Origin of the sequence: Haladaptatus sp. ZSTT2 (genome assembly GCF_037081775.1) — an archaeon.
GTDB lineage: Archaea > Halobacteriota > Halobacteria > Halobacteriales > Halococcaceae > QDMS2.
This window is the reverse complement of record NZ_JBAMHQ010000001.1, coordinates 732293-752911: the sequence shown is the minus strand read 5'-3', so window position 1 is coordinate 752911 and position 20619 is coordinate 732293. Positions and strand designations below refer to the sequence as shown.

General features: G+C 61.3%; 23 protein-coding genes and 1 tRNA gene. 13 read left to right on the top strand and 11 right to left on the bottom strand.

Annotated features, from left to right (window positions below; all coding sequences use genetic code 11):
- The first annotated feature begins 25 nt into the window (after positions 1-25).
- On the top strand, positions 26-778 hold the full coding sequence (locus V5N13_RS04120; RefSeq protein WP_336359722.1) for a ribonuclease H-like domain-containing protein: 753 nt from the start codon (positions 26-28) through the stop codon (positions 776-778).
- 165 nt (positions 779-943) lie between these two features.
- Here the strand turns inward: V5N13_RS04120 and V5N13_RS04115 are convergent.
- Positions 944-1028 (bottom strand) — tRNA-Leu (locus V5N13_RS04115).
- 171 nt (positions 1029-1199) lie between these two features.
- Between V5N13_RS04115 and V5N13_RS04110 the strand changes: the two genes are divergently transcribed.
- Positions 1200-2444 carry an FG-GAP-like repeat-containing protein gene (locus V5N13_RS04110; protein WP_336359721.1) on the top strand — a complete coding sequence of 415 codons (1245 nt, stop codon included), beginning with the start codon at positions 1200-1202 and terminating at the stop codon, positions 2442-2444.
- On the opposite strand, the gene V5N13_RS04105 is transcribed toward V5N13_RS04110, so the two are convergent.
- The 3 genes from V5N13_RS04105 to V5N13_RS04095 form a co-directional block, all read right to left on the bottom strand.
- Complete coding sequence (locus tag V5N13_RS04105; protein WP_336359720.1) at positions 2429-3481, bottom strand: twin-arginine translocation signal domain-containing protein; 1053 nt, start codon at positions 3479-3481, stop codon at positions 2429-2431. The genes V5N13_RS04110 and V5N13_RS04105 overlap by 16 nt on opposite strands.
- Positions 3482-3548: 67 nt before the next feature.
- On the bottom strand, positions 3549-4496 hold the full coding sequence (locus V5N13_RS04100; protein ID WP_336359719.1) for a DUF7282 domain-containing protein: 948 nt from the start codon (positions 4494-4496) through the stop codon (positions 3549-3551).
- Positions 4497-4532: 36 nt separating this feature from the next.
- Positions 4533-5600, bottom strand: coding sequence for a DUF7350 domain-containing protein (locus V5N13_RS04095; RefSeq protein ID WP_336359718.1), 1068 nt, complete (start codon positions 5598-5600; stop codon positions 4533-4535).
- Positions 5601-5712: 112 nt separating this feature from the next.
- On the opposite strand from V5N13_RS04095, the gene V5N13_RS04090 reads away from it, so the two are divergent.
- The 4 genes from V5N13_RS04090 (at position 5713) to V5N13_RS04075 (ending at position 8460) form a co-directional block, all read left to right on the top strand.
- Positions 5713-6222 carry a helix-turn-helix domain-containing protein gene (locus V5N13_RS04090; protein ID WP_336359717.1) on the top strand — a complete coding sequence of 170 codons (510 nt, stop codon included), beginning with the start codon at positions 5713-5715 and terminating at the stop codon, positions 6220-6222.
- Between the two features lie 41 nt (positions 6223-6263).
- Complete coding sequence (locus V5N13_RS04085; RefSeq protein ID WP_336359716.1) at positions 6264-7391, top strand: acyl-CoA dehydrogenase family protein; 1128 nt, start codon at positions 6264-6266, stop codon at positions 7389-7391.
- Between the two features lie 72 nt (positions 7392-7463).
- A complete protein-coding gene (locus tag V5N13_RS04080; RefSeq protein WP_336359715.1) occupies positions 7464-7874 on the top strand; it encodes a hypothetical protein in 411 nt (136 codons plus the stop codon).
- 37 nt (positions 7875-7911) lie between these two features.
- Complete coding sequence (locus tag V5N13_RS04075; protein WP_336359714.1) at positions 7912-8460, top strand: HAD family hydrolase; 549 nt, start codon at positions 7912-7914, stop codon at positions 8458-8460.
- On the opposite strand, the gene V5N13_RS04070 is transcribed toward V5N13_RS04075, so the two are convergent.
- Positions 8433-8669, bottom strand: coding sequence for a DUF5822 domain-containing protein (locus V5N13_RS04070; protein ID WP_332899558.1), 237 nt, complete (start codon positions 8667-8669; stop codon positions 8433-8435). The genes V5N13_RS04075 and V5N13_RS04070 overlap by 28 nt on opposite strands.
- 100 nt (positions 8670-8769) lie before the next feature.
- Between V5N13_RS04070 and panB the strand changes: the two genes are divergently transcribed.
- Positions 8770-9585 carry a 3-methyl-2-oxobutanoate hydroxymethyltransferase gene (gene panB / locus V5N13_RS04065; protein WP_336359713.1) on the top strand — a complete coding sequence of 272 codons (816 nt, stop codon included), beginning with the start codon at positions 8770-8772 and terminating at the stop codon, positions 9583-9585.
- Here the strand turns inward: panB and V5N13_RS04060 are convergent.
- The gene (locus tag V5N13_RS04060) at positions 9579-10349 is read right to left on the bottom strand and encodes an alpha/beta fold hydrolase (RefSeq protein ID WP_336359712.1); all 771 of its coding nucleotides are present in this window, start codon (positions 10347-10349) and stop codon (positions 9579-9581) included. The genes panB and V5N13_RS04060 overlap by 7 nt on opposite strands.
- 134 nt (positions 10350-10483) lie before the next feature.
- On the opposite strand from V5N13_RS04060, the gene V5N13_RS04055 reads away from it, so the two are divergent.
- Together V5N13_RS04055 and V5N13_RS04050 are read left to right on the top strand one after the other, a co-directional pair.
- On the top strand, positions 10484-10729 hold the full coding sequence (locus V5N13_RS04055; RefSeq protein WP_332899555.1) for a DUF7127 family protein: 246 nt from the start codon (positions 10484-10486) through the stop codon (positions 10727-10729).
- On the top strand, positions 10726-12993 hold the full coding sequence (locus tag V5N13_RS04050) for a CDC48 family AAA ATPase (RefSeq protein ID WP_336359711.1): 2268 nt from the start codon (positions 10726-10728) through the stop codon (positions 12991-12993). The genes V5N13_RS04055 and V5N13_RS04050 overlap by 4 nt, the downstream gene beginning before the upstream one ends.
- A gap of 153 nt (positions 12994-13146) precedes the next feature.
- Here V5N13_RS04050 and V5N13_RS04045 read toward each other — a convergent pair whose 3' ends face one another.
- Together V5N13_RS04045 and V5N13_RS04040 are read right to left on the bottom strand one after the other, a co-directional pair.
- Positions 13147-13344 carry a hypothetical protein gene (locus tag V5N13_RS04045; RefSeq protein ID WP_336359710.1) on the bottom strand — a complete coding sequence of 66 codons (198 nt, stop codon included), beginning with the start codon at positions 13342-13344 and terminating at the stop codon, positions 13147-13149.
- Positions 13345-13443: 99 nt separating this feature from the next.
- Complete coding sequence (locus V5N13_RS04040; protein WP_332899552.1) at positions 13444-13839, bottom strand: helix-turn-helix domain-containing protein; 396 nt, start codon at positions 13837-13839, stop codon at positions 13444-13446.
- Between the two features lie 189 nt (positions 13840-14028).
- On the opposite strand from V5N13_RS04040, the gene V5N13_RS04035 reads away from it, so the two are divergent.
- Positions 14029-15189 (top strand): MBL fold metallo-hydrolase, encoded by a 1161-nt coding sequence (locus tag V5N13_RS04035; protein WP_336359709.1) that lies wholly within the window; start codon positions 14029-14031, stop codon positions 15187-15189.
- Here the strand turns inward: V5N13_RS04035 and V5N13_RS04030 are convergent.
- Genes V5N13_RS04030 through V5N13_RS04020 form a run of 3 tightly spaced genes read right to left on the bottom strand, consistent with a single transcriptional unit; the run spans position 15186 to position 17725 of the window.
- Positions 15186-16031: a hypothetical protein gene (locus V5N13_RS04030; RefSeq protein ID WP_336359708.1), complete on the bottom strand. Its 846-nt coding sequence runs from the start codon at positions 16029-16031 to the stop codon at positions 15186-15188. The genes V5N13_RS04035 and V5N13_RS04030 overlap by 4 nt on opposite strands.
- The gene (gene priS, locus V5N13_RS04025; RefSeq protein ID WP_336359707.1) at positions 16028-17203 is read right to left on the bottom strand and encodes a DNA primase small subunit PriS; all 1176 of its coding nucleotides are present in this window, start codon (positions 17201-17203) and stop codon (positions 16028-16030) included. Before priS ends, V5N13_RS04030 begins: the two co-directional genes overlap by 4 nt.
- Before the next feature lie 39 nt (positions 17204-17242).
- Positions 17243-17725, bottom strand: coding sequence for a GNAT family N-acetyltransferase (locus V5N13_RS04020; RefSeq protein WP_332899548.1), 483 nt, complete (start codon positions 17723-17725; stop codon positions 17243-17245).
- 84 nt (positions 17726-17809) lie between these two features.
- On the opposite strand from V5N13_RS04020, the gene V5N13_RS04015 reads away from it, so the two are divergent.
- Genes V5N13_RS04015 through V5N13_RS04005 form a run of 3 tightly spaced genes read left to right on the top strand, consistent with a single transcriptional unit; the run spans position 17810 to position 20589 of the window.
- Complete coding sequence (locus tag V5N13_RS04015; RefSeq protein ID WP_336359706.1) at positions 17810-18628, top strand: DUF502 domain-containing protein; 819 nt, start codon at positions 17810-17812, stop codon at positions 18626-18628.
- Between the two features lie 32 nt (positions 18629-18660).
- Entirely contained in the window at positions 18661-19071 is a 411-nt protein-coding gene (locus V5N13_RS04010; protein ID WP_336359705.1) for an archease, read from the top strand.
- A gap of 57 nt (positions 19072-19128) precedes the next feature.
- Positions 19129-20589 carry an RtcB family protein gene (locus V5N13_RS04005; protein WP_336359704.1) on the top strand — a complete coding sequence of 487 codons (1461 nt, stop codon included), beginning with the start codon at positions 19129-19131 and terminating at the stop codon, positions 20587-20589.
- The last annotated feature ends 30 nt before the right edge of the window (positions 20590-20619 follow it).

Here is a 20619-nt window from a genome sequence, read left to right as displayed (position 1 = left end):
GTCGCCGGCCAGCCCTTCTTTCGACATGCGTATCGAGAACAGTTTTATTCCCGTCACCGGGGTTGGCGCTGGCACCGAGCGCAAGCTCTGGCAGTCGGGTATCACCCACTGGGACGAGTTCGACCGCGCGGCGGTCTCAGACCGAAAAGCAGACAACATCGAGCAGTTCATCGAAGAGGGCTACGACCGCTTAGAAGCCGGTGACGCCCGCCACTTCGATTCTATCTTCCCCTCCGGCGAACAGTGGCGCATCTACGAGAACTTCGCCTCTGACGTGTGCTTTTTCGACATCGAGACGACCGGCCTGAGTCACAAAAACTCGGTCGTGACGACCGTGAGCTTCCACCAAGACGGCGAGACGACGACGCTCATCCGCGACGACAACCTCACCGTCGACGCGCTCGACGACATCTTCTCCGAGGCGAAAATCATCGCCTCGTTCAACGGCAAACGCTTCGACGTGCCCTTCCTCGAAGGCTCGTTCGACATCGACATCGACCACCCGCACATCGACCTGATGTACACCTGCAAGAAGCTCGGCCTCTCGGGCGGCCTGAAACAAATCGAGAAGGACATCGGCATCGACCGCGACGAACCCGACATCACGGGCCGAGACGCCGTCCGTCTCTGGCGCGAACACGAACGCGGGAAAGACGGCTCGCTCGACACGCTCGTCAAGTACAATCGCGCCGACACGGTGAACTTAGAAACGCTGATGCAAACGGTGACGAGCCAACTGCACAAAGACGTGTTCGAAGCCGGTTGTAACGGGAACTGAGCGGTTCTCTCGCTGTATTAACACTGCTGTTACTCTGGATTCGTAGCTTTCTGTAAAAACCGAGTTGCCACTCTTTGGGAGTGGGTTCTGTAGTAAGTTTGTGCGTGGGTGCTGTCTCTGAGACGAGCACCCGCACTGAAGACACGGATGAACGTGCCATAGCAGTGCGTGGGACCGGATTTGAACCGGCGGACCTCTACAGGACAGCGCCCTCAACGCTGCGCCGTTGGCCTGGCTTGGCTACCCACGCATGCCGTTCTTTGTAAGCAATCTTTGCTTTCTCGGGGGTAAATAAAAGGGTGTTCATTTTCTGTTGGGGTCGGGAGGCGCTCACATGGCAGACGGCGGTGTGATTGTCGGCTCAAAATTCGTTCGCTCACGAACGAGAAGGGCTTTTCTCTCTGAATCTGCAACCTCCGGTATGCGACCCCGAACGGCGCTCGCCCTTGCCCTGCTCGTGGTGACGCTCGGGAGCCTCACCGCCCTCGGCGCGACGAACGCGTTGAACCCGAGCGGCACGCTCACCGAGCAGTGGGTCTCTGATACCGGGCGTTCGGTTCAGTCGAACCACCACGCGCCAGCCGCGGGGCGAATCCACGGCCAACCGTGGGTGTACGCACCGGTGAGCGGCCCCACAGACCCTGAGGGCTGTGCGCTGTTTGCCCTCTCCGGGAGCACCGGCGAGACGCGCTGGACACACGAGATTCCTGAAGACGGCTGTGAGATTCACTCTGTGGCAGACCCCGCGCTCGCTGACTACGACGGCGATGGCACTCGTGAGGTCATCGCGGCGACCACCGAACAGGCCGTCATCGCGTTCGACCCGCTGACGGGCGAAGAGGAATTGCGCTACGAACTCGGTTCGTACGGCTACACCCAGCCAGTCGTTGCGGACGTGACCGGTGACGGCACGGCTGAAATCGTCGTCGTGGACATCAAAGGGACGGTTGCCGTGATTCACCCGAACGGGACGGCACTCTGGACGGACAACCTCTCGACGTACGTGTGGGGCCAGCCCGCCGTCTCTGACTTCGACGGCGACGGACAGCCAGAAGTCGCGCTCAGCCTGTCGAGTGGCGAGATTCGCCTCTACGAAGCAGACGGCACCGAACAGTGGACGGTCAAACCGTTCGATGGCTCCATTACGTGGATGACCACCGGACAGGCAGACGACGACGCCCAACACGAAATCGTCGTGGCGACGGTTTCTGGCACCGTCGGCATGGTCGATGGCGCAGACGGCGCGGTGGAGTGGGAACACGACTTCGGCCGCTTTGCTGCCGTGAACGCCTTTGGCGACGGTGATGGCGACGGCGAGGCCGAGGTGTACGCGACGGCCAAAGACGGGACGCTGCGGAGCATCGACGCCGCTACCGGTGACATCGAGTGGAAGACGACGCTCACCACCGAGTCGGTGCAGATGATGCCGCCACCAGTACTCGGTGACGTAGACGGCGACGGCGCAGACGAACTCGTCGCGGTGTCGAACGACGGTATCGTCTCGGTCGTCGAGCCGAAGACGGGCGACGTGCTCGCAACCAGCCAGCGCGACGTGCAGATTTTCACCCACCCGGCGCTCGCGGACACAGACGATGACGGCGCGGCAGAAATCTACGTGATGTACGGCGACGGGCGCGTGTTCGCCTACACTTACGACGAACGCTGAATCGTCGTCGGCTCCATGTCGATGAACGCCGTCTCGTAGCCCTCGTGGCGTGCGATCTGTGGGACGATGTCCACCGTGACGCCGAGTTCGTCCCACGACACGTCGGCGTCGATTGCTGTGCCGTAGTGGTAGTTCAGATCGGGGTCTAAGGTCCGGGTGAACTGGAGGTCTGTGACTGTCTCGCCACTGTTTGCGAGCGACCCCGAGAGTCCCATCGCTGGGAGCACCATGTGGTTGTACGGCGTTCGCGCAGAGAGTACGAGATAGCGCTCGGCGTCGATGCCTGCTGGCACGTCGCCACCGGAGAGGAGCGTCGCGTAGAACAGGGCGTCACCGCTGGTGGCCTCTCCGATGAACTCACCGGGTAAGGCGTCTTTTGCGGGGGCGGTGGCGGTTGGCAGCATCTCCATCTGCATGGGTTCGAGTGCGCCTCTGTTCCCGGCTTCGTCTTCGAGCAGGCGGTACGGAATGGCTTCGAGTTTCGACTGGCTGAACTCGAACTCGATGTCCGCCGAGGCGGGGTCTGCAAACTTCTCTGCGAACGCGCCGGTTCGCTCGATGTTCAGGCCGCCAACCGAGACGGTCGCGGTGTAGGTGCCATCGCCGGAGAGACCCATGTTGTCGCCGTAGTGAAAGCCCATCTGCTGGGAGAGCATCGGATAGATAACCTCCTCTTCACCATCCAGTTCCACGGAAAGACCGGTTTCGGGGAGGACGACGCCGGTGTCCGGGTCCCAGACGGTTGCCATCAGGTGGACGGTGTCCTCTGCGGTGATGCTCGTCTTTTGGGTCGCACGTTCGTTCATGTTCCAGAATCGGTGGGGGTAGCTGTACATGAGGCCGAACTGGTAGTCACCGGCCGTTCCCATCCCCGCCATTTCCATCCCCTCTGCATGGGTCGGGAGATAGACGGCGTTCGGCCGGAAGTCTGCGAGCGGCGGCTCACGAACCGATTGACTCTCGAACAGCCCGGTACAACCAGCGAGCGAGGCTGCGCCGGTGAGGGCACTGGCCCGTAAAAACGTGCGCCGATTCATTGCTGTGAGTATATAAGGGGCTGAAGAAAGACGTTTCTGGTTCAGTCCTCGAAACTGGGACGCGGTGTCACACCCGGCGGCCCAGTTGGACACAGCCGAACGCAGTGAGCGCGACGAGCGCCGCCAGTACACTAAAGCCAGAGCCGCTGGTGTCGGTTGTCGTGGTCGTCTCCGTTGGCTGGGAAGCCGCCGTGGTCTCGGTGGCCGTCTCAGTTGGCGTGTTCACGCCCACGCCGCCCGAGTTGTCTCCGAGCGGTTTTGCGACGGTAAACAGCGACGCGACCGGGGCGTCACCGGCCGTGACGAGGGTGTCGGTTGCGGGGTCGAACTCGCCGTCGCCGTTGTCTTCGTACACCGTTGCCCAGAGGAGGAACTGGGCTTGCTGGGCGTCGAAGTAGGTTTCATTGATGGCGACGTGAACCTCGGTCTGGGTTCCCGGCGTGAGAGTGGCGTGACCAACGATGTCACCGGGCGACCCGTTCGTGTTGGTTCTGAGGACGAGGAAGCTCGATTGGCTGGCCGTGACCTGCGGGATGGTCACTTCGTTTACTTGCGTCTCTTTCACGCTGAATCCGGCGGCGGCGACGGAGACGGAGCCAGTGGCTTTTCGCACCGTGAGTGGCGTGGCTGCGGCCCCGCCGAAGGCACGGAGTTCAGCGTCGCTCTCTGGGTCGAACTCGCCGTCGCCGTTGTCCTCGTGGAGCACCGCCCACACGGTTTCGTTGCCGTCCATCGATTGCCAGAATTCGTCGCGCATGTTCACGGAGATGGGCGCGTGAAACCCGCGAGAGACGGCTTTGTGGCCGATGACCACGCCCGGATTGCCGCCGTCGTCTGCGTGCAACACGAGGTAGGCGGGCTGGTCGACGAACAGGCGTTCGACCATGATCGAGCCGTCGCCGGACACTTGGCTGTCTGCGCTCAGGTGGTTTCCATGGGCACTCGCCGTCGTCGCACCTACGAGGAGGGCAAGTATCACGGTCAGGGCAACGACCACTCGACTCGTGCGCATCATCGATTATCGCTCCGTTCACCCGCCGACACTAAAGCCTCACTGCCCGGACAGCGCAATCTCGAACGGCTCCGTGTCGAGGAAGGCGGTTTCGTAGCCCTCGTGGCGCGCGACCTGTGGCGGCGTTTCGACGGTGAGCGTGAGCATATCGCCGGATTCGACACCCGACACGCCCGCGCCGTAGTGGTAGTTGAGGTCGGGGTCGAGCGTTCGCTCGAAGGTTCCGCTATAAATCTCTTCACCATCGCGTGAAAGTGTTCCACCGAGCGCCATCGCCGGGAGGACAAAGCGGTTGTACGGCGTCCGCGCGGAGACGGCGAGGTAATTCTCGGCGTCGATGCCAGCGGGCACTTCGTCTCCAGCGAGGAACGTCGCAACGAACACGCCGTCGCCGCTGTTTCCGTCACCGAGGACGGTACCGAGGAGGGCATCGCGTTCGGGCGCGAAGCCGAGGGGCAGCATCATCTCCATTGGCTTGACTGAGCCGGGGTTGCCCGCTTCCTCGATTTCGGTGATGGAAATCTGCTCGCGGGTGTCTTTCGTGAACTCGAACTCGATGTCCACCGAGGCAGGGTCGCCAAATTTGTCCTCAAACGCGCCGGTGCGTCGGATGTTCATGCCCCCAACCGAGACGGTTGCGGTGTACGAACCGTCTTCTCCGAGCGGCATGTTGTCGCCGTAATGAAAGCCCATGCGCTGGGAGAGCATCGGGTAGATGACCTCTTCTCTGCCAGCGAGTTCGACCGAGAGGCCAGATTCAGGGAGGACGATGCCGGTCTCTGGGTCCCAGACGGTTGCCATCACGTGTACCGAATCAGCTTCGTCGATTGCAGTTTTCTGTAGGCGGGTTCCATTCACGTTCCAGAACTCGTGGGGGACGGTGTACATCAACCCGACTTTATACGGGCCGGCGTCGGCCATCCCGGCCATGTACATCCCTTCGACGAACGACTGGATGTAGACGCCACGGCGACCGTCGCTTGCTGGCGTCGTGGTCGTCGCTTGCGATGAGGTCGTGGTGGCGTCGCCTTCCGTCCCCTGATTCAGGCAGCCTGCGAGGCCGAGGGTGAAAGCGACGCCGAGGTGGAGGAACTGGCGGCGGCGCATGGAACTGTACGTGTCACCGCTCTGTATAGGCGTTCTGGTTGGATTATAGAACGCTTCGCGGAAAACTGAGGGAAGCGCACGTTTTAAACGGTCAATTCCCCTAAAATCGACCATGGCCAAGTACTCGACCGGCGGCAGCCTCGGCGGCGGCGGTGGCGACTCGTGTGAGCTCTGTGGCAAAACCACCGGCGACCTCCGGACGGAATCGATAGCCGGGGCCGAGTTGCTCGTCTGCCGTGACTGTGCGCCCCACGGCGATTCGAAACGCGAACGCAAAGAGCGAATGAACGAACCGGAAGAACGACGCGAGAGCCGCAAAAAGCGGGCGGCGAGAAACGTCGCGCGGATGGCAGACGCCCGCAAAGGCGACCCCACCCGCTGGGAGAAAGAGGGCACGCACTACGACGACGACCCGCTTCCGTACCTCGTGAAAGGCTACGCAGACCTCGTCACCGAAGCGCGCCAAGACGCCGGGCTGACGGTCGAAGACCTCGCTGACGACTTAGACCTCGCCGAAGAGGACCTTCTTGCCATTGAGCAGGGTCGGGCGACGAGCGCGGGCGTCGGTGGCTCGGTCATCGAAGCCTTAGAAGAACGCTTCGACCTCACCCTCGCCGAGTGAAAAAGGGGCAAGTTTTTCGACCCTGCCTCTAGATTGTGGGTATGGAACTCACGCCTGAACAACAGGCCATAAAGGAGGCTGTCCGCGACTTTTCTGTAAACGAGATTCGTCCGACGGCCGAGCAAGCAGACCGAGAGCAGGTGTTCCCAGAGGAGGTTTGGCAGGGCCTCGCTGACCTCGATTTACTCGGCCTCAACATCCCCGAGGAGTACGGCGGCTTTGGCGGCGACCGGATGACCTACAGCATCGTAAACGAGGAGGTCGCCTACGGCATGCTCGCGGCGGCGACGGCGATGTCGGTTCAGTACCTCGTAAACGCCTGTATCAACGAGTTCGGCACCGACGCCCACCGCGAAACGTGGCTGCCACGCCTCGCAAGCGGCGAGTCGATTGGTGCGTTCTGTCTCTCTGAGCCGGGCGCCGGCTCGAATCCCGCGCAGATGGAAACCGAAGCAAAGCGCGTCGGTGACGAGTACGTGCTCAACGGGAAAAAACAGTGGATTACGAACGGCCAGCGCTCTGACGTGGCCGTCGTGTTCGCCAAAACCGACCGCACAGACCCGCGGACGGTCACCCAGTTCCTCGTCCCGAAGGACACGCCGGGGGTCGAAGTCGGCAAAAAGGAAGACAAGTTGGGCCTCAGAGCGAGCGATACGACGGGACTCATCTTCGACGACGTGCACATCCCCGCGGAAAATCGGCTGACCGAGGTCGGGAAAGGGCTCTCTGCGGCGTTCTCTATTTTGAACGGCGGGCGCATCGCCATCGCCTCACAGGCGGTCGGCGTCGGCCAATCGGCGCTTGACGAAGCCCTTGCCTACGCCCAAGAGCGCGAGCAGTTCGGCAACCCAATCGCCGAGATTCAGACCATCCAGCACAAACTCGCTGACATGCAGACCAAAGTACAGGCCGCCCGTCTGCTCGCCCGCGACGCCGCCCGCCGCGACGACGTCGGTGAGGACGTTCAGATGGCCGCGAGCATGGCGAAATACTTCGCCAGCGAAAACGCCGTCCAGGTGGCGAATCAAGCCGTCCAGATTCACGGCGGCTACGGCTACACCACGGACTTCCCCGTCGAGCGGATGTACCGCGATGCGAAGATTACGACCATCTACGAAGGCACCTCCGAGATTCAGAAGATGGTCATCGCCCGCAACTTACTCGGGTAGCGAAGCGATGCCCATTTCCTGACTGTGTGCATTGACAGTACCCTTTTATCGGATAGCTGTGAAGGGCTTTGAATGAACTTCACGGGCACAACTGCCGTCGTTGATTTCGACGCCGAGGCCGCACTCGAAGCGGCGGCTTCGGTTCCCGATGCGGAGGTACTCATCGGTGTCGAGTACAACACAGAGGCGTTCAACATTCTGTACGTCTCAGAGACCGTCGATGCACTCTATCGCGACCGCGACCAGATGGAGGCTCATTTCGACACCATCCATTCGTACGTTCACTTAGATTTCACCGAACGGGAGCTGTTCAAAGACCTGTTCGTCGACCCGGACGGTGTTCGAGCCTTCGTCACCTACATGGGGAACATGATTGCGATTCGCGTGCTCTCCGGTGACGACGGGTTGTTCATCGGGCTGGCTCCGGGCAGTGTGGCGACTGAGGTCGTCAACCGTGTCGAGGAAGCTGTCGAAAACCAGTAGCCAGAAGCGATTTTTATTCAGCAGACAGACACTCTCTATGGCCCCCTCCACGCTCGCGTCGGCAACCGCGATTGTTTATGACTTAGACGGCACGCTCGTCCGGCTCGATGTCGATTGGAACGCGGTTCGTGAGAACGTGACCGCAGCCCTCCAAAGTCGGGGTGTCGAAACGAGCGGCGAAGACCTCTGGGGACTCCTCTCGCTTGGCAAAGAAACGGACAACGGCGCGCTCGTCGAGTCGATTATCGCAGACCACGAGCGAACCGGCGCACACAACTCGACGCGACTATTTTTAGCAGACGCAATTCCGACGAGCATCCCAGTGGGTGTGTGCTCGCTCAACTGCGCCTCTGCGGTGCATATCGCCCTTGAAACCCACGGCCTCTCTGAGCGCGTTTCTGCGATGGTCGGGCGCGACTCGCTTCCCGAACAAAAGCCACACCCAGAACCCCTGCTTTCGGTCATCGACGAACTCGGCGCAGACCCGGCTGAGACGGTGTTCATCGGCGACTCGAAAAGCGACGCAGAAACCGCGACACGGGCGGGGACGAAGTTCGTCTACGTTGAAGCGCTCCGGCGCGCGTAGGTGTAGACCGAAAGCGCCGTCAGCAGCCAGATGATGGCCCCGACACGAATCGCGAACGAGGCACGCGCCCCCCACGTTGGGAGGGTGTAGGGAATCGAGAGGAGCGTGACGACGGGTGCGCCGATGGCGATGGTGAGGACGAAGGTGACCTGCATCACCCACGTGTAGTCGATTCCCTCGACTTCGGTCGTCTCGACGCGTGCTGGCACAGGTTCTCGTAGCGGTGGGGGGTGGTTAATGGTTGCCGTTTGTCGCTATCGCGTGCGGGCGACCGAATACGTTTAATCCCATCCCGACCACCTCTGTCATATGCCCACGACAGTCAAGGACATCCGCAATATGGCGGGCGAGACGCGCATCACGATGATGACGGCGTACGATGCGCCGACCGCCGCGATTGCCGATGCACAGGGCCTCGATATTCTTCTCGTCGGTGACAGCCTCGGGAACACCTCGCTCGGCTACGACTCGACGCTCCCCGTGACGGTTGACGATACGGTGCGCCACACGGCCGCCGTCGCCCGGGCGACCGAAAACGCCCTCGTTGTCGCGGACATGCCGTTTCTCAGCTTTGGCGTAGACGACGCAGAGAGCATCAAAAACGCTGGGCGGATGCTCAAAGAAGCCGGGGCGAAAGCCGTCAAAATCGAGAGCGGGCCACACACCGTCGAACTGACGCGCAAACTCACGCAACTCGGGATTCCGGTCATGGCACACCTCGGATTGACTCCCCAGCAGGTGAACCAGCTCGGCGGCTACACCCGTCAAGGCACGACACGAGACTCGGCCGCAGCAATCCTCGACCTCGCCAAACAACACGAAGCCGCGGGTGCGTTCTCGCTCGTGCTCGAACACATCCCCGCGAACCTCGCCGCGCAGGTGACCGAGGCGTTGGAGATTCCGACCATCGGCATCGGCGCTGGCCCGGACACGGACGGACAGGTGCTCGTCGTAGACGATATCGTGGGCATGAGCGACTGGCAACCACCATTCGCAAAACAGTTCGGCAACGTGCGCGCGGAAATGGAGAAGGCAATCTCTGCATACGCAGACGAGGTGCGCGAGGGAAGCTTCCCCGGCCCCGAACACAGCCACGTCGAGAAAGATTTAGACAATCTCTACTGAGCAAGGAACCGCTCGATTGCGGTGGCAAACGCCTCTGGCTGTTCTATCATCGCGAGATGGGCGGCGTTTTCTATCCTGACGAGCGTTGCATTCTGCATGTTCTCGACCAGATACTCGTGATACGCAACTGGTGTGAGTCGGTCGTACTCGCCAACGAGTGCGAGGGTACGGGTTTCGATATCTCCAAGCGCGTCTCGTTCATCGAACGTGTGGCAGGTGCGAAAATCCCTCGTCGTGACGGCTTGGCCCACCGCGTTCATCGTGGCTTTCGAGTGGTCGGTGACGCTCGCTGTCGTGTCGTGAAACAGCATGTCCTCGCCGTGGAGGAACGAAACGGCGCGCTCAAAGTCCGTTTCGAAGAGGGTGAGGAGGTCGTCGAGCACGGCGAGTTTCGCGCCCGTGCCTGCGAGGACGACGGCTTCTGGCTCAAACCCGCGTTCGACGAGTAGGTGGATGACGATTGCGCCGCCGAGTGAGTTCCCGACGAGGACGGATGCGCCGGTCTCTTCGACGACGGCGAGGACGTCGTCCGCGTAGGCAGAGAGCGTTGCAAAGCCGGGTTCGGCGTCGAAATCGTCCGATTCGCCGTGGCCGCTCAGGTCGAGGGCAACTGCGGGGCGGGTGTTCGAGCGCCGCCCGTAGATGCCCGTCCAGACGCGGTGGCTGCCGCCACTGCCGTGAATGTAGCAGACCGGCGGCCCGTCGTCGCCAAAGTCGGTGCGTCGATACGCCGTCTCCCGTCCGTGGTGAGATACCGTGTCCATACGTGAGACGACACAGGCCCGACGGATAAGTTTAGAACACTGAACCGCAATACCACCAAATAATCGATTCCCTGCGCCGTACTACGATTCTCAGCGAAACACTTAAATATTGAGATAACTAACTATAGGTTAGTATGAAAATCACGCTACAAGACAGTCCGGGCGGAGATGAGGGGCAGTTTACCCGCTACGACTACGCCGATACGACCGTGTTCGCGGCCGACCTCGGCATGCGTGGTGGTGCCTCGGTCGATGTCATCGACCACACCGCAATCGTCGTCTGGGACGACGACGAACAACTCGAAATCGAGATACCCACGGAGGATAGGGCAAGAGCGTTTATCAAAAATGGCATCCTTACTATCGAGGTAGACCGATGAAGCTCACCGTCAAACCCCTAAAGCAGAAAGACGCCGGTCGCGGCCTGGCCGCCGTAGACCGCGCAGCAATGGCCGAACTCGGCCTCGAAAACGGCGATTACATCGTCATCGAAGGGAAAGACAGTGGGCGCGCCGTCGCCCGCGTCTGGCCCGGCTACCCCGAGGACGAAGGGCGAAGCATCATTCGCATCGACGGCCGACTTCGCCAGGAAGCGGACGTGGGTATCGACGACCGCGTCACCGTCGAGAAAGCCGACGTGAAACCCGCAAAGAAGGTGACGGTGGCTCTGCCACAGAACCTCCGCATCCGCGGGAACATCGGCCCGTACATCCGCGATAAGCTCGCCGGACAGGCCATCACCAAAGGCCAGACAGTGCCGTTCTCGCTCGGCTTTGGCCCGATGACGAGCATGTCGAATCAGAAGATTCCGCTCCGCATCGCGGGCGTCACGCCGTCTGGAACCGTCGTCGTCACCGACTCGACGGAAATCGAGATTAGCGAGAAGCCAGCAGAGCAGATTCGCGGTGCAGAGCGAACCAGCCCGCTCGGTGGTCCCTCTATCACCTACGAGGATATCGGCGGCCTCGACAGGGAGTTAGAGCAGGTTCGCGAGATGATTGAGTTGCCGATGCGCCACCCCGAGCTGTTCCAACAACTCGGCATCGAACCGCCAAAGGGCGTCCTCCTCCACGGCCCACCGGGCACGGGGAAAACGCTCATCGCGAAGGCCGTCGCAAACGAAATCGACGCCACCTTCGAGACTATCTCCGGCCCCGAAATCATGTCGAAGTACTACGGGGAGTCAGAAGAGCAACTCCGTGAGGTGTTCGAGCGCGCAGAAGAGGGTGCTCCGGCCATCGTCTTCATCGACGAACTCGACTCCATCGCGCCAAAGCGCGGGGAGACCTCCGGTGACGTCGAACGCCGCGTCGTCGCCCAACTCCTCTCGCTTATGGACGGCCTCAACGAGCGCGGACAGGTGACGGTTATTGGCGCAACCAACCGTATCAACGCTATCGACCCCGCGCTGCGCCGCGGTGGCCGGTTCGACCGTGAAATCGAAATTGGCGTCCCGGACAAGCAAGGTCGCAAGGAGATTCTGCAGGTCCACACTCGTGGGATGCCGCTCACCGAAAACATCGACCTCGACATGTACGCGGCGAACACCCACGGCTTCGTCGGGGCGGATTTAGAATCGCTCGCCCGCGAGGCGGCGATGAACGCACTCCGGCGTATCCGGCCCGAACTCGACCTCGAAGCCGACGAAATTGACGCGGACGTCCTCGAATCGATTCAGGTCACGGAAACCGACTTCAAAGAGGCGCTAAAGGGCATCTCGCCCTCTGCACTCCGCGAGGTGTTCGTCGAAGCGCCAGACGTGTCGTGGGAGAACGTCGGTGGCTTAGAAGACACCAAAGAGCGCCTCCGCGAGACCATCCAGTGGCCGCTCGAATTCCCCGAGGTGTTCGAGACGATGGGCATGGAAGCCGCAAAGGGGGTCCTGCTCTACGGGCCACCCGGCACGGGGAAGACCCTGCTCGCAAAGGCCGTCGCAAACGAGGCCGAGTCGAACTTCATCTCCATCAAAGGCCCCGAGCTGCTCAACAAGTTCGTCGGTGAGTCAGAGAAGGGTGTCCGCGAAGTGTTCGCCAAAGCCCGCGAGAACGCCCCAACGGTGGTGTTCTTCGACGAAATCGACTCTATTGCCTCCGAACGCGGCCAGCGCATGGGTGACTCCGGCGTCTCTGAACGTATGGTCTCCCAACTTCTGACCGAACTCGACGGGTTAGAAGAACTCGAAGACGTGGTCGTCATCGCGACGACCAACCGGCCAGACCTCATCGACTCGGCGCTGTTGCGCCCGGGTCGCTTAGACCGCCACATCCACGTCCCCGTCCCGGACGAGGAGGCCCGCCGCGCCATCTTGGAAGTCCACACGAAGGACAAGCCAATCGCAGAAGAGGTCAACCTCGATAAACTCGCCAAAGACACCGAGGGCTTCGTTGGTGCCGACCTAGAAGCACTCGTGCGCGAGGCGTCGATGGCCGCAAGCCGCGAGTTCATCCGCAGCGTCTCGCCCGAAGACATCGCCACCGGCGTTGGTAACGTGCGCGTGACGGCCAAACACTTCAAGAAGGCGATGAAGGAGGTTCAGCCGTCGGTCACCGACGAGACGAAGCGCCGCTACGACGAAATCGAACAGCGCTTCCAGCAGCGCGAACCCGAGACCGAAGAACGCGAGTTCAGTCGCACCTTCCAGTAGTCTCGCACCGTTTTTTTGATTCGAAAGACGAATTGTAGGCACTGTTTAACCCCTCAGTTGCGGATAGTTCGTTGAGGCCGTGGTGAATACAGCGAGTTCGGTTATATCTTGAGGAACGAAATCAGCAATCCCATCGTCCAGTCACGACCTGCCTCACGGTGTCTCAAGTCCACCATAGCCACCACGTGCGACACCGAGTGCGATCAATGCAATGAGCCCACCAACGACGGCTGTGTACAACAGGGCATAGAATCCTGCTCCAACGAAAAATGCAGTGGTAACGACGCCACCAATCAGAAGCGACACGAGAACGATGAGTACGTCAAGCCGTAGTGCGAGCGCGATATCCATATCCAAGCCAGCAGTAGGAGTCAGGTAAACGTTTGGCCATCATATTTCTTCGGCTGCACCCGCAGCTCACGACACCACTGTCACTCGAAAAAACCGCTGCTATTCGCTCACTTCGAGCGGCTCGTGGTCGTACTTCGTCCGGAACTCTTGGATGAGCGTGCCCATTTTCGCATACCAGTCGTTGAGGAGGCGCTGGAGTTCGTCTGCGACCTCGTCTGCAGCCGCGGTGGTGTAGACGTGGTGGTAGCCGCCTTGTTCGTAGTTCACCTGTTCTTTCTGGATGAAGCCCGCTTGTAGGAGGCGCTGGACGGCGCGGTACGCAGTAGAGCGCTCTCGCCCGACTTTGTCCGCGATTTCGTCTATCGTCAACGCCTCCTCGGACTGTGCGAGCACGCTGAAGCAGTCTCGGTCGAGTTCCCGGAGCCCGTGGAAACATTCGAGGAGTCCCTCACACTCCATGTCTTTTCGCAGTAGTTCTGCCATCGAGTCGGCCATCGGTTACCTCTACATAATCGCCCGGACAGCAATAATGGTTCGTATGTTGGGGGGTTCCCACCAGGCTCGCGCCGCTCTCGTCGCTCGGTCGTCTGTGTTGTCGATACCATCCCACCGCGTTCACTGTGTGCGTTGGTCGCACAACCGGTCGGGCAATAGTTAATCCACTTCCTGTACGTTTGGAGTAGTATGGTCTCTCGTATCACGGCAGACGACCTCCGTCGGCTCATCGACGACGAAAGCTCGTTCGCCCTCATCGACACTCGGATGCCGGATAACTTCGAGGCGTGGCACATAGAAGGCGCGCTCAACTTCCCGTACAAACCCGGCGACACCGTGACGAAAGACGAACTCTATGACCGACTCGGCGTGACCACCGACGACCACATCATCACCATCTGCGCGAAGGGCATCTCCTCTGACCACTTCGCAGACGCGCTCGCAGACCTCGGCTACGAGGACGTGTCGCTCGTCGAAGGCGGCATGAAGGCGTGGAGCGCGGTGTACGACACCGTCACCATCCCGACCGATTCTGCCAAGGTGACCGTCATTCAGGTCCAGCGCCGGGCGAAGGGCTGTCTGTCCTATCTCATTATCGCCCGACACACGGGGACGGCGGCGGTCGTGGACACGACCCGCCACACCGCGGAGTTCATCTCGCTGGCAGAGCGCCACGGCGTCGAGATAACCGACGTGTTCGACACGCACGTCCACGCAGACCACCTAAGCGGCGGTCGCGCACTCGCAGACGCCGTGGGCGCGACCTACCACCTCGGCGAACGCGCCACCGACCGCGGCGTGACCTACGACTACGACGCTCTCGGGCAAAACGAGGTAGTCACGGTTGGCGACGTGCAGATAAAGGCAGTCGCAGTCCCCGGACACACCTCTGAGATGGTGAACTACCTCGTAGACGACGTGGCGGTGTGTACGGGCGATACGGTGTTCACAAACTCCGTTGGCCGCACCGAACTCCAGTTTGGCGACGCAGACGCCGCAGACGGTGCGCGACTCCTGTACCAGTCGCTTCACGGCACGCTCCTCGCAGAACCCGACGACGTACTCGTCCTCCCCGGTCACTTCCCACTCGAAGCAGACGGGTCATCACCGAGCGCGACTCCAGGTGAACCCATCTTCACGGACATACACACCCTCCGTACCACCCTCTCATTGCTCGCGCTCCCCGAAGCCGAGTTCGTCGAGCGAATCACCGCTACGCTCCCCGAAAAACCGCCGAACTACGAGACGGTTATCGCCATCAACACCGGCATCCGTGACCTCACCGACGACCAAGAAGCGACGGAGTTGGAACTCGGGCCGAACAACTGTGCGGCAGAACAAGTGAGTTAGTTGAGCGGTTCTGCGGCGTCCTGGTCAACGAGTGGCTTCGCGTTGGCCGAAGGGAGCGTCACCACGTCTTCTGCAGAGAGGACGTAGGTGCGCTGGTCGATACCGAAAATCTCGCCAACGTCTTTCGTGATGCGGACGGTCGTGCGCTCGTCGTCCGCCTCTTCTGCCTTTTCAGCTTCGTCAGCAGCTTCTGGCTCGGCGTCAGCCGTTGGCTCTGGACTGTCTGCGCCGGGCTGTGGGTCTGCGTCTGGATACTCGGGTTCGTCCGGTGGGACCTCGGGCGCGTGCTCGTCCGCAGTCGGCTCTGGGGGAACCGGGCGCGATTCGTCTGCTGGCTCGGTTGCGCCCGCGCTTCCCATCATGTCTGCGGCGCTGACGCCGGAAGTGGGCGATTCGGTTGACTCCGGCGCTGGCTCTGCAGCCTCTGTCTCCTCGTCGGTGCTGGTCGGAACGCCTTCGCCCGAAAGCACCGACAGGACGTGTGCGCGATTCTCCTCGATTGCCGTCACGAGCGTTTCGTAAACGCCCTCTTCCTCTGCGGTGAGGCCGTCGTCGTCTACGGGCATGCCCGCGGCGTCGAGGCTCGCCAGCTTGACGAGTTTCCCGATGCGGCGCTCGTAGACGGCTTCGACGGTGCTCTCTGCGGTTTTGATGTCATCAGAAAGCCTGCGGACCTCAGGTGCGTCGAAGGGGTCGTCTGCGCGCGCGGCGGCCGCTTCGCGCTCGTCGCGCAACGACTGAATGAACTCCGCAGCGTCGGCATAAAAGGTCGATCGAAGATGCTGCAGGCTGTCCTTTTGGCGCTCTTTGCTTCGGACAGATTGGAGGTCGTCTAGATTCATTCTTTGCCCTTCTCTGCGCGTCCTCTGGCCATCAGGAAGATGCCCAGATACTCTGGAACTGTAACATCTCCTTCAGACAGTGTAAAACTATCGCCACCGAGTTCGACCGTTCCGCCGTTCGTGACTTCCACCGTGATGTCGTGGCCGACGAACGTGTCGGGCACAGCCGCTTCGAGTGGGTTGAATTCGGCGAGTTCGTCACGTTCGAGGCGGAGCACCTGTAAGCCACTCCCGCCGTGGAGGCTTCCCGGCAGGCGAATGAGGCGGTTCGTGTCGGTGGTCACGGGTTCGTCAATCGGCGCGTTATCGAGGTCGACGACCTCGCGCATCACGTCGCGCGCGATTTTGTAGAACGCGGGGTGAACGTCGATGTTTCCGGCTGCGATTGCGTCACGATTCGACTGCATGGCGGTGAGCGCGGCTTTCGCCCGCCCCTCGCCGACGCCGTCTTTCGACTGGAGGCGTTCTAAGGCTGCCTCCTCGTCTTGGTCGAGTACGTCATCGACGTAGCCCATGAGGTGGCGGTGGGCGCGTTTGCCCCAGCCACCGCGAATGCGGAGGGTGCGCTTGTCGGCGGGCGTTTTTCTGCCCAGCCCTTGGACGGACTCGGTGGCGATGAGTTCGTCGAAGTCGAGGCCGATACCGCGGACGTAATCGACGATTTCGCGGCGTGCTTCGCGCTCTAATTCGTTGACCGCGGCGTCTCTGACGTGGACGTGGTAGCCCCGGCCGCCCGAGAAAACGACTTGCGTGTCGCGAAAGCCGAAATCCTCGTCGAGAAACGAGAGCAAGCGCATGAGTGCGGTCTTACACTTTTCGAGCATCTCGGCGTAGGAGTCCTCGCCGAGGGTCACCGAGGGCAGGTGGTCTGCGTCCAAGTCGAAGACGAGGTCTGAGCCTTGCCAGCGCTTTTTCGTCATCGAGTTCGCACTCGGGTCTGCGTACTGCCCGGCGGAGAAGTAGACGTGGCGTGGGCGCTTGTGTCTGAGAAACTCACCGAGGTCGCCCAAGTCGAGCAGCGACCGGTGGCGAACCATCGTCGTGCCCGGCGTGTCGGTCCACGGGATGAAGCCCCACTCTCGCTCGTGGGCGTTCGGTGGTGGCGTTATCTCGTGGCGTCTGTAGTAGTCTCGAAAGCGGCCACGGAGATACGCACGCGTGCGCTCTTCCATCGACCGGGATTCGTCGTACGGTTAGAAAGGACTTGCCCTTCAGCGGCGCATGAACTCGGAGAACTTGCTCGTAATCGAACTGTTGCCAAGCCGCAGATAGTATGCCGCACCGCCGTCTTCGTAGTAGTTCGTGACTTCGCGGACGATTTTGAAGCCAATGTGTTCGTAAAAGCCGAGTGCCCGTTCGTTCGTCGTTCGCGCGTGACAGCTAACGGAGCCATACTCTTCTGCGATGGCCTTGACGAGTCGTTCTGCAAAGCCCTCGCCGCGGTAGTCAGGGTCAACGGCGAGAAACAGGATGTATCCATCACGGCGAACCGAACAGAAGGCGACGAGCTTCTCGACGGGGCCGTCTTCGACGAGCAGATACGCCGTAGACCGTCGGTAGGCGTCCATGAAAAAGCCACGCCGCTGGCGGAGGAACCCCTCGTGTTTTCGGATGTGCTCTTTTAGCTCCCAGGCCTCCTTCGCAAAAGCGTCATTGCCAGGCCCGGCGACGCGGAGTTCGATGTTGACGCTCACTATCACGGATTATAGCGACGGAGCCGATATAATACCACCGCCCCTGCCACAACACTTTCAGCAGTGGGAGGATACGAGTCGGTAATGGATTCGGGTGACGGTGAGGGGGGCTTACCACAAGAACACGCGGAAAGTTTCAAACTACGACTTCGGAAAATTTTCTTGAGCGGTGCAGCGCTCACGATTCCGCTCATTATCACGTTCATCGTCCTCGGGTTTATCGTACGATTCGTCTCTGATTTGTTGGCTCCGTTCGTTCGGGTTGCGAACTACTTCTGGACCATCAACATGCCGGGCTTTCTGGTGCAGGCCACCGCCATCGTCGCCACCGTCGTCATCATCTTCGTCGTCGGCATCGTCTCCGAGGGGACGAGCGGCGAGCACATGGCAGACCGGTTTCACACGCTCATTGAGGCAATCCCGGGCGTGGGTGGGGTCTATCACAGCTTTCGCCGCATGAGCGACGTGCTTATCGAAAGCGACACACAGAGCTTTCAGGAGGTCAAAATCGTCGAGTTCCCCCACGAGGGCGCGTACACGATAGGGTTTCTCACCGCCGATACGCCCGAAGAGATTGAGGTGGCAGCCGGCCACGACGACATGCAGACGCTGTTTCTCCCGCTCGCGCCGAACCCGGTGATGGGCGGCTTTCTCGTCCACCTCCCCGTAGAGAAGGTCCACGATGTGGACATGACCGTCGAAGAGGGCGTCCGAGCCATCGTGACCAGCGGGGTTGCCGTCGGGGAATCGAATGGCGAGAGAACCGCCCTCTCGTCTGAGCAGTTGACGCGACTCACCGGCATCAACCAACAGGAGAAGGTACAGCCGGACGACGTCGATTCCGCTGTTGAAGAGCCAGACGCCGCACCCGGAAACCGCGAGGAAAAAGACGATGCGGTCTAAGTGACTCGTATGAACATCGCGGAGGCTTCGTCGTGAGTTTCGAGCTAAAAGAGCACACCGCAGACGTGGGTGTCGCCGCGACCGGCGAAACACTTGGCGAACTGTTTGCCGCCTTCGGTGACGGCCTCACCGCCTGTATGTGCGACGAGTTTCCAGCCACCGGCGAGCGATTTTCCTTCACTGTCCGCGCAGAGAGCCGCGAAGCCGCGCTCTTCGACTACCTCGATGACCTCATCTACGAACGCGACGTGCGCCTCGTCCTCCCCGTCGACAACGAGACGACGGTCCGCGAGGAAGACGGCGAGTGGGTGGTCGAAGCGAGCGCCCGGGGCGTGCCGCTCGCAGACGTGGTCGCCCGAGACATCAAGGCAGTGACCTACTCTGAGATGCGCATTGAGGAGACGCCAACGGGCTGGGAAGGCTACGTCGTCTTCGACGCCTGACACGCGGGTGAATCCGGAGGTGAAAACCTATTCCGCGCGGCGACCGTACCTTCTGCTATGACCACCTACGAAGCTGGTGACATCACGCTTCACAAGCTCCGCGAGTTCGTCTGGGAGATTCCCAAAGACGGTGACATGCGCGTCCCCGCCCGCGTGCTCGCAAGCGAGACGCTGCTCGACCAGATCAGCGACGACCTGACGCTCACCCAACTCAAAAACGCCACCCACCTGCCGGGCATCCAGAACCACGCCATTTGCATGCCGGACGGCCATCAGGGCTACGGCTTCCCGGTCGGCGGTGTCGCCGGTATCGACACCGAGAACGGCTGCATCTCGCCCGGCGCGGTCGGCTACGACATCAACTGCGGCGTCCGGATGATGACGACGAACCTCACCTACGATGACCTCAAAGGCCACGAGGAGGAACTCGTCGAAGCACTTTTCGACGCCATCCCCTCCGGTCTCGGCGGCGGCGGCGTCGTCCAAGACGACATCGCCACGGTCAACGAAGTGCTCGACAAGGGCATGCGGTGGGCGCTCGACCAGGGCTACGCCACCGAAGCCGACCTCGCCCACTGCGAGGACGAGGGCTTCCGTCCCGACGCCCGCCCCGACAAGGTGTCTGAGAAGGCCAAAAATCGCGGGCGAAACCAGCTTGGCTCGCTCGGTTCTGGTAACCACTTCCTCGAAGTCCAGCGCGTGACCGACGTGTTCCGCGAGGATGTGGGTGACGCCTTTGGCCTCTCTGAAGACCAGATTGTGGTGCTCATTCACTGCGGTTCCCGAGGCCTTGGCCACCAAGTGTGTACGGACTACTTGCGAAAAATCGAGAAACAACACAGTGGCCTGCTCGCAGAGCTTCCAGACCGCGAACTCGCCGCCGCGCCCGCGGGCAGTCAACTCGCAGAGGATTACTACGGCGCGATGTGCGCGGCCATCAACTTTGCGTGGGTGAACCGCCAGCTCATCATGCACCGCACCCGCGAGGTGTTCGCAGACGTGTTCGACCGGCCGTGGGAAGAGATGGAGATGAAACTGCTCTACGACGTGGCCCACAACATCGCCAAAAAAGAGTTCCACGAGGTTGACGGCGAGCAGCGTGAACTGTTCGTCCACCGAAAAGGCGCGACGCGGGCGTTTCCCGCGGGCCGACCCGAACTCCCGCCGGCCTACCGCGACGTAGGCCAGCCCATCATCATTCCCGGGTCGATGGGCACCCACAGCTACATCCTGCGCGGTGGCGAGAACTCGCTTGGTCTGACCTTCGGTTCGACCGCCCACGGCGCGGGCCGGGTCATGAGCCGCACGCAGGCAAAACAGGAGTTCTGGGGCGAGACGGTCAGAGAAGAACTGCGCGAACACCAGCACATCTACGTCAAAGCCCAGTCCGGGGCGACGGTCGCAGAGGAAGCGCCCGGCGTCTACAAGGACATAGACGAGGTCATCCGCGTCTCTGACGCGCTCGGCATCGGCGATAAGGTCGCACGGGCACTGCCGGTCTGTAACATCAAGGGCTGAGAGACGCACGACCCAGAAGTTCTTTTGCCC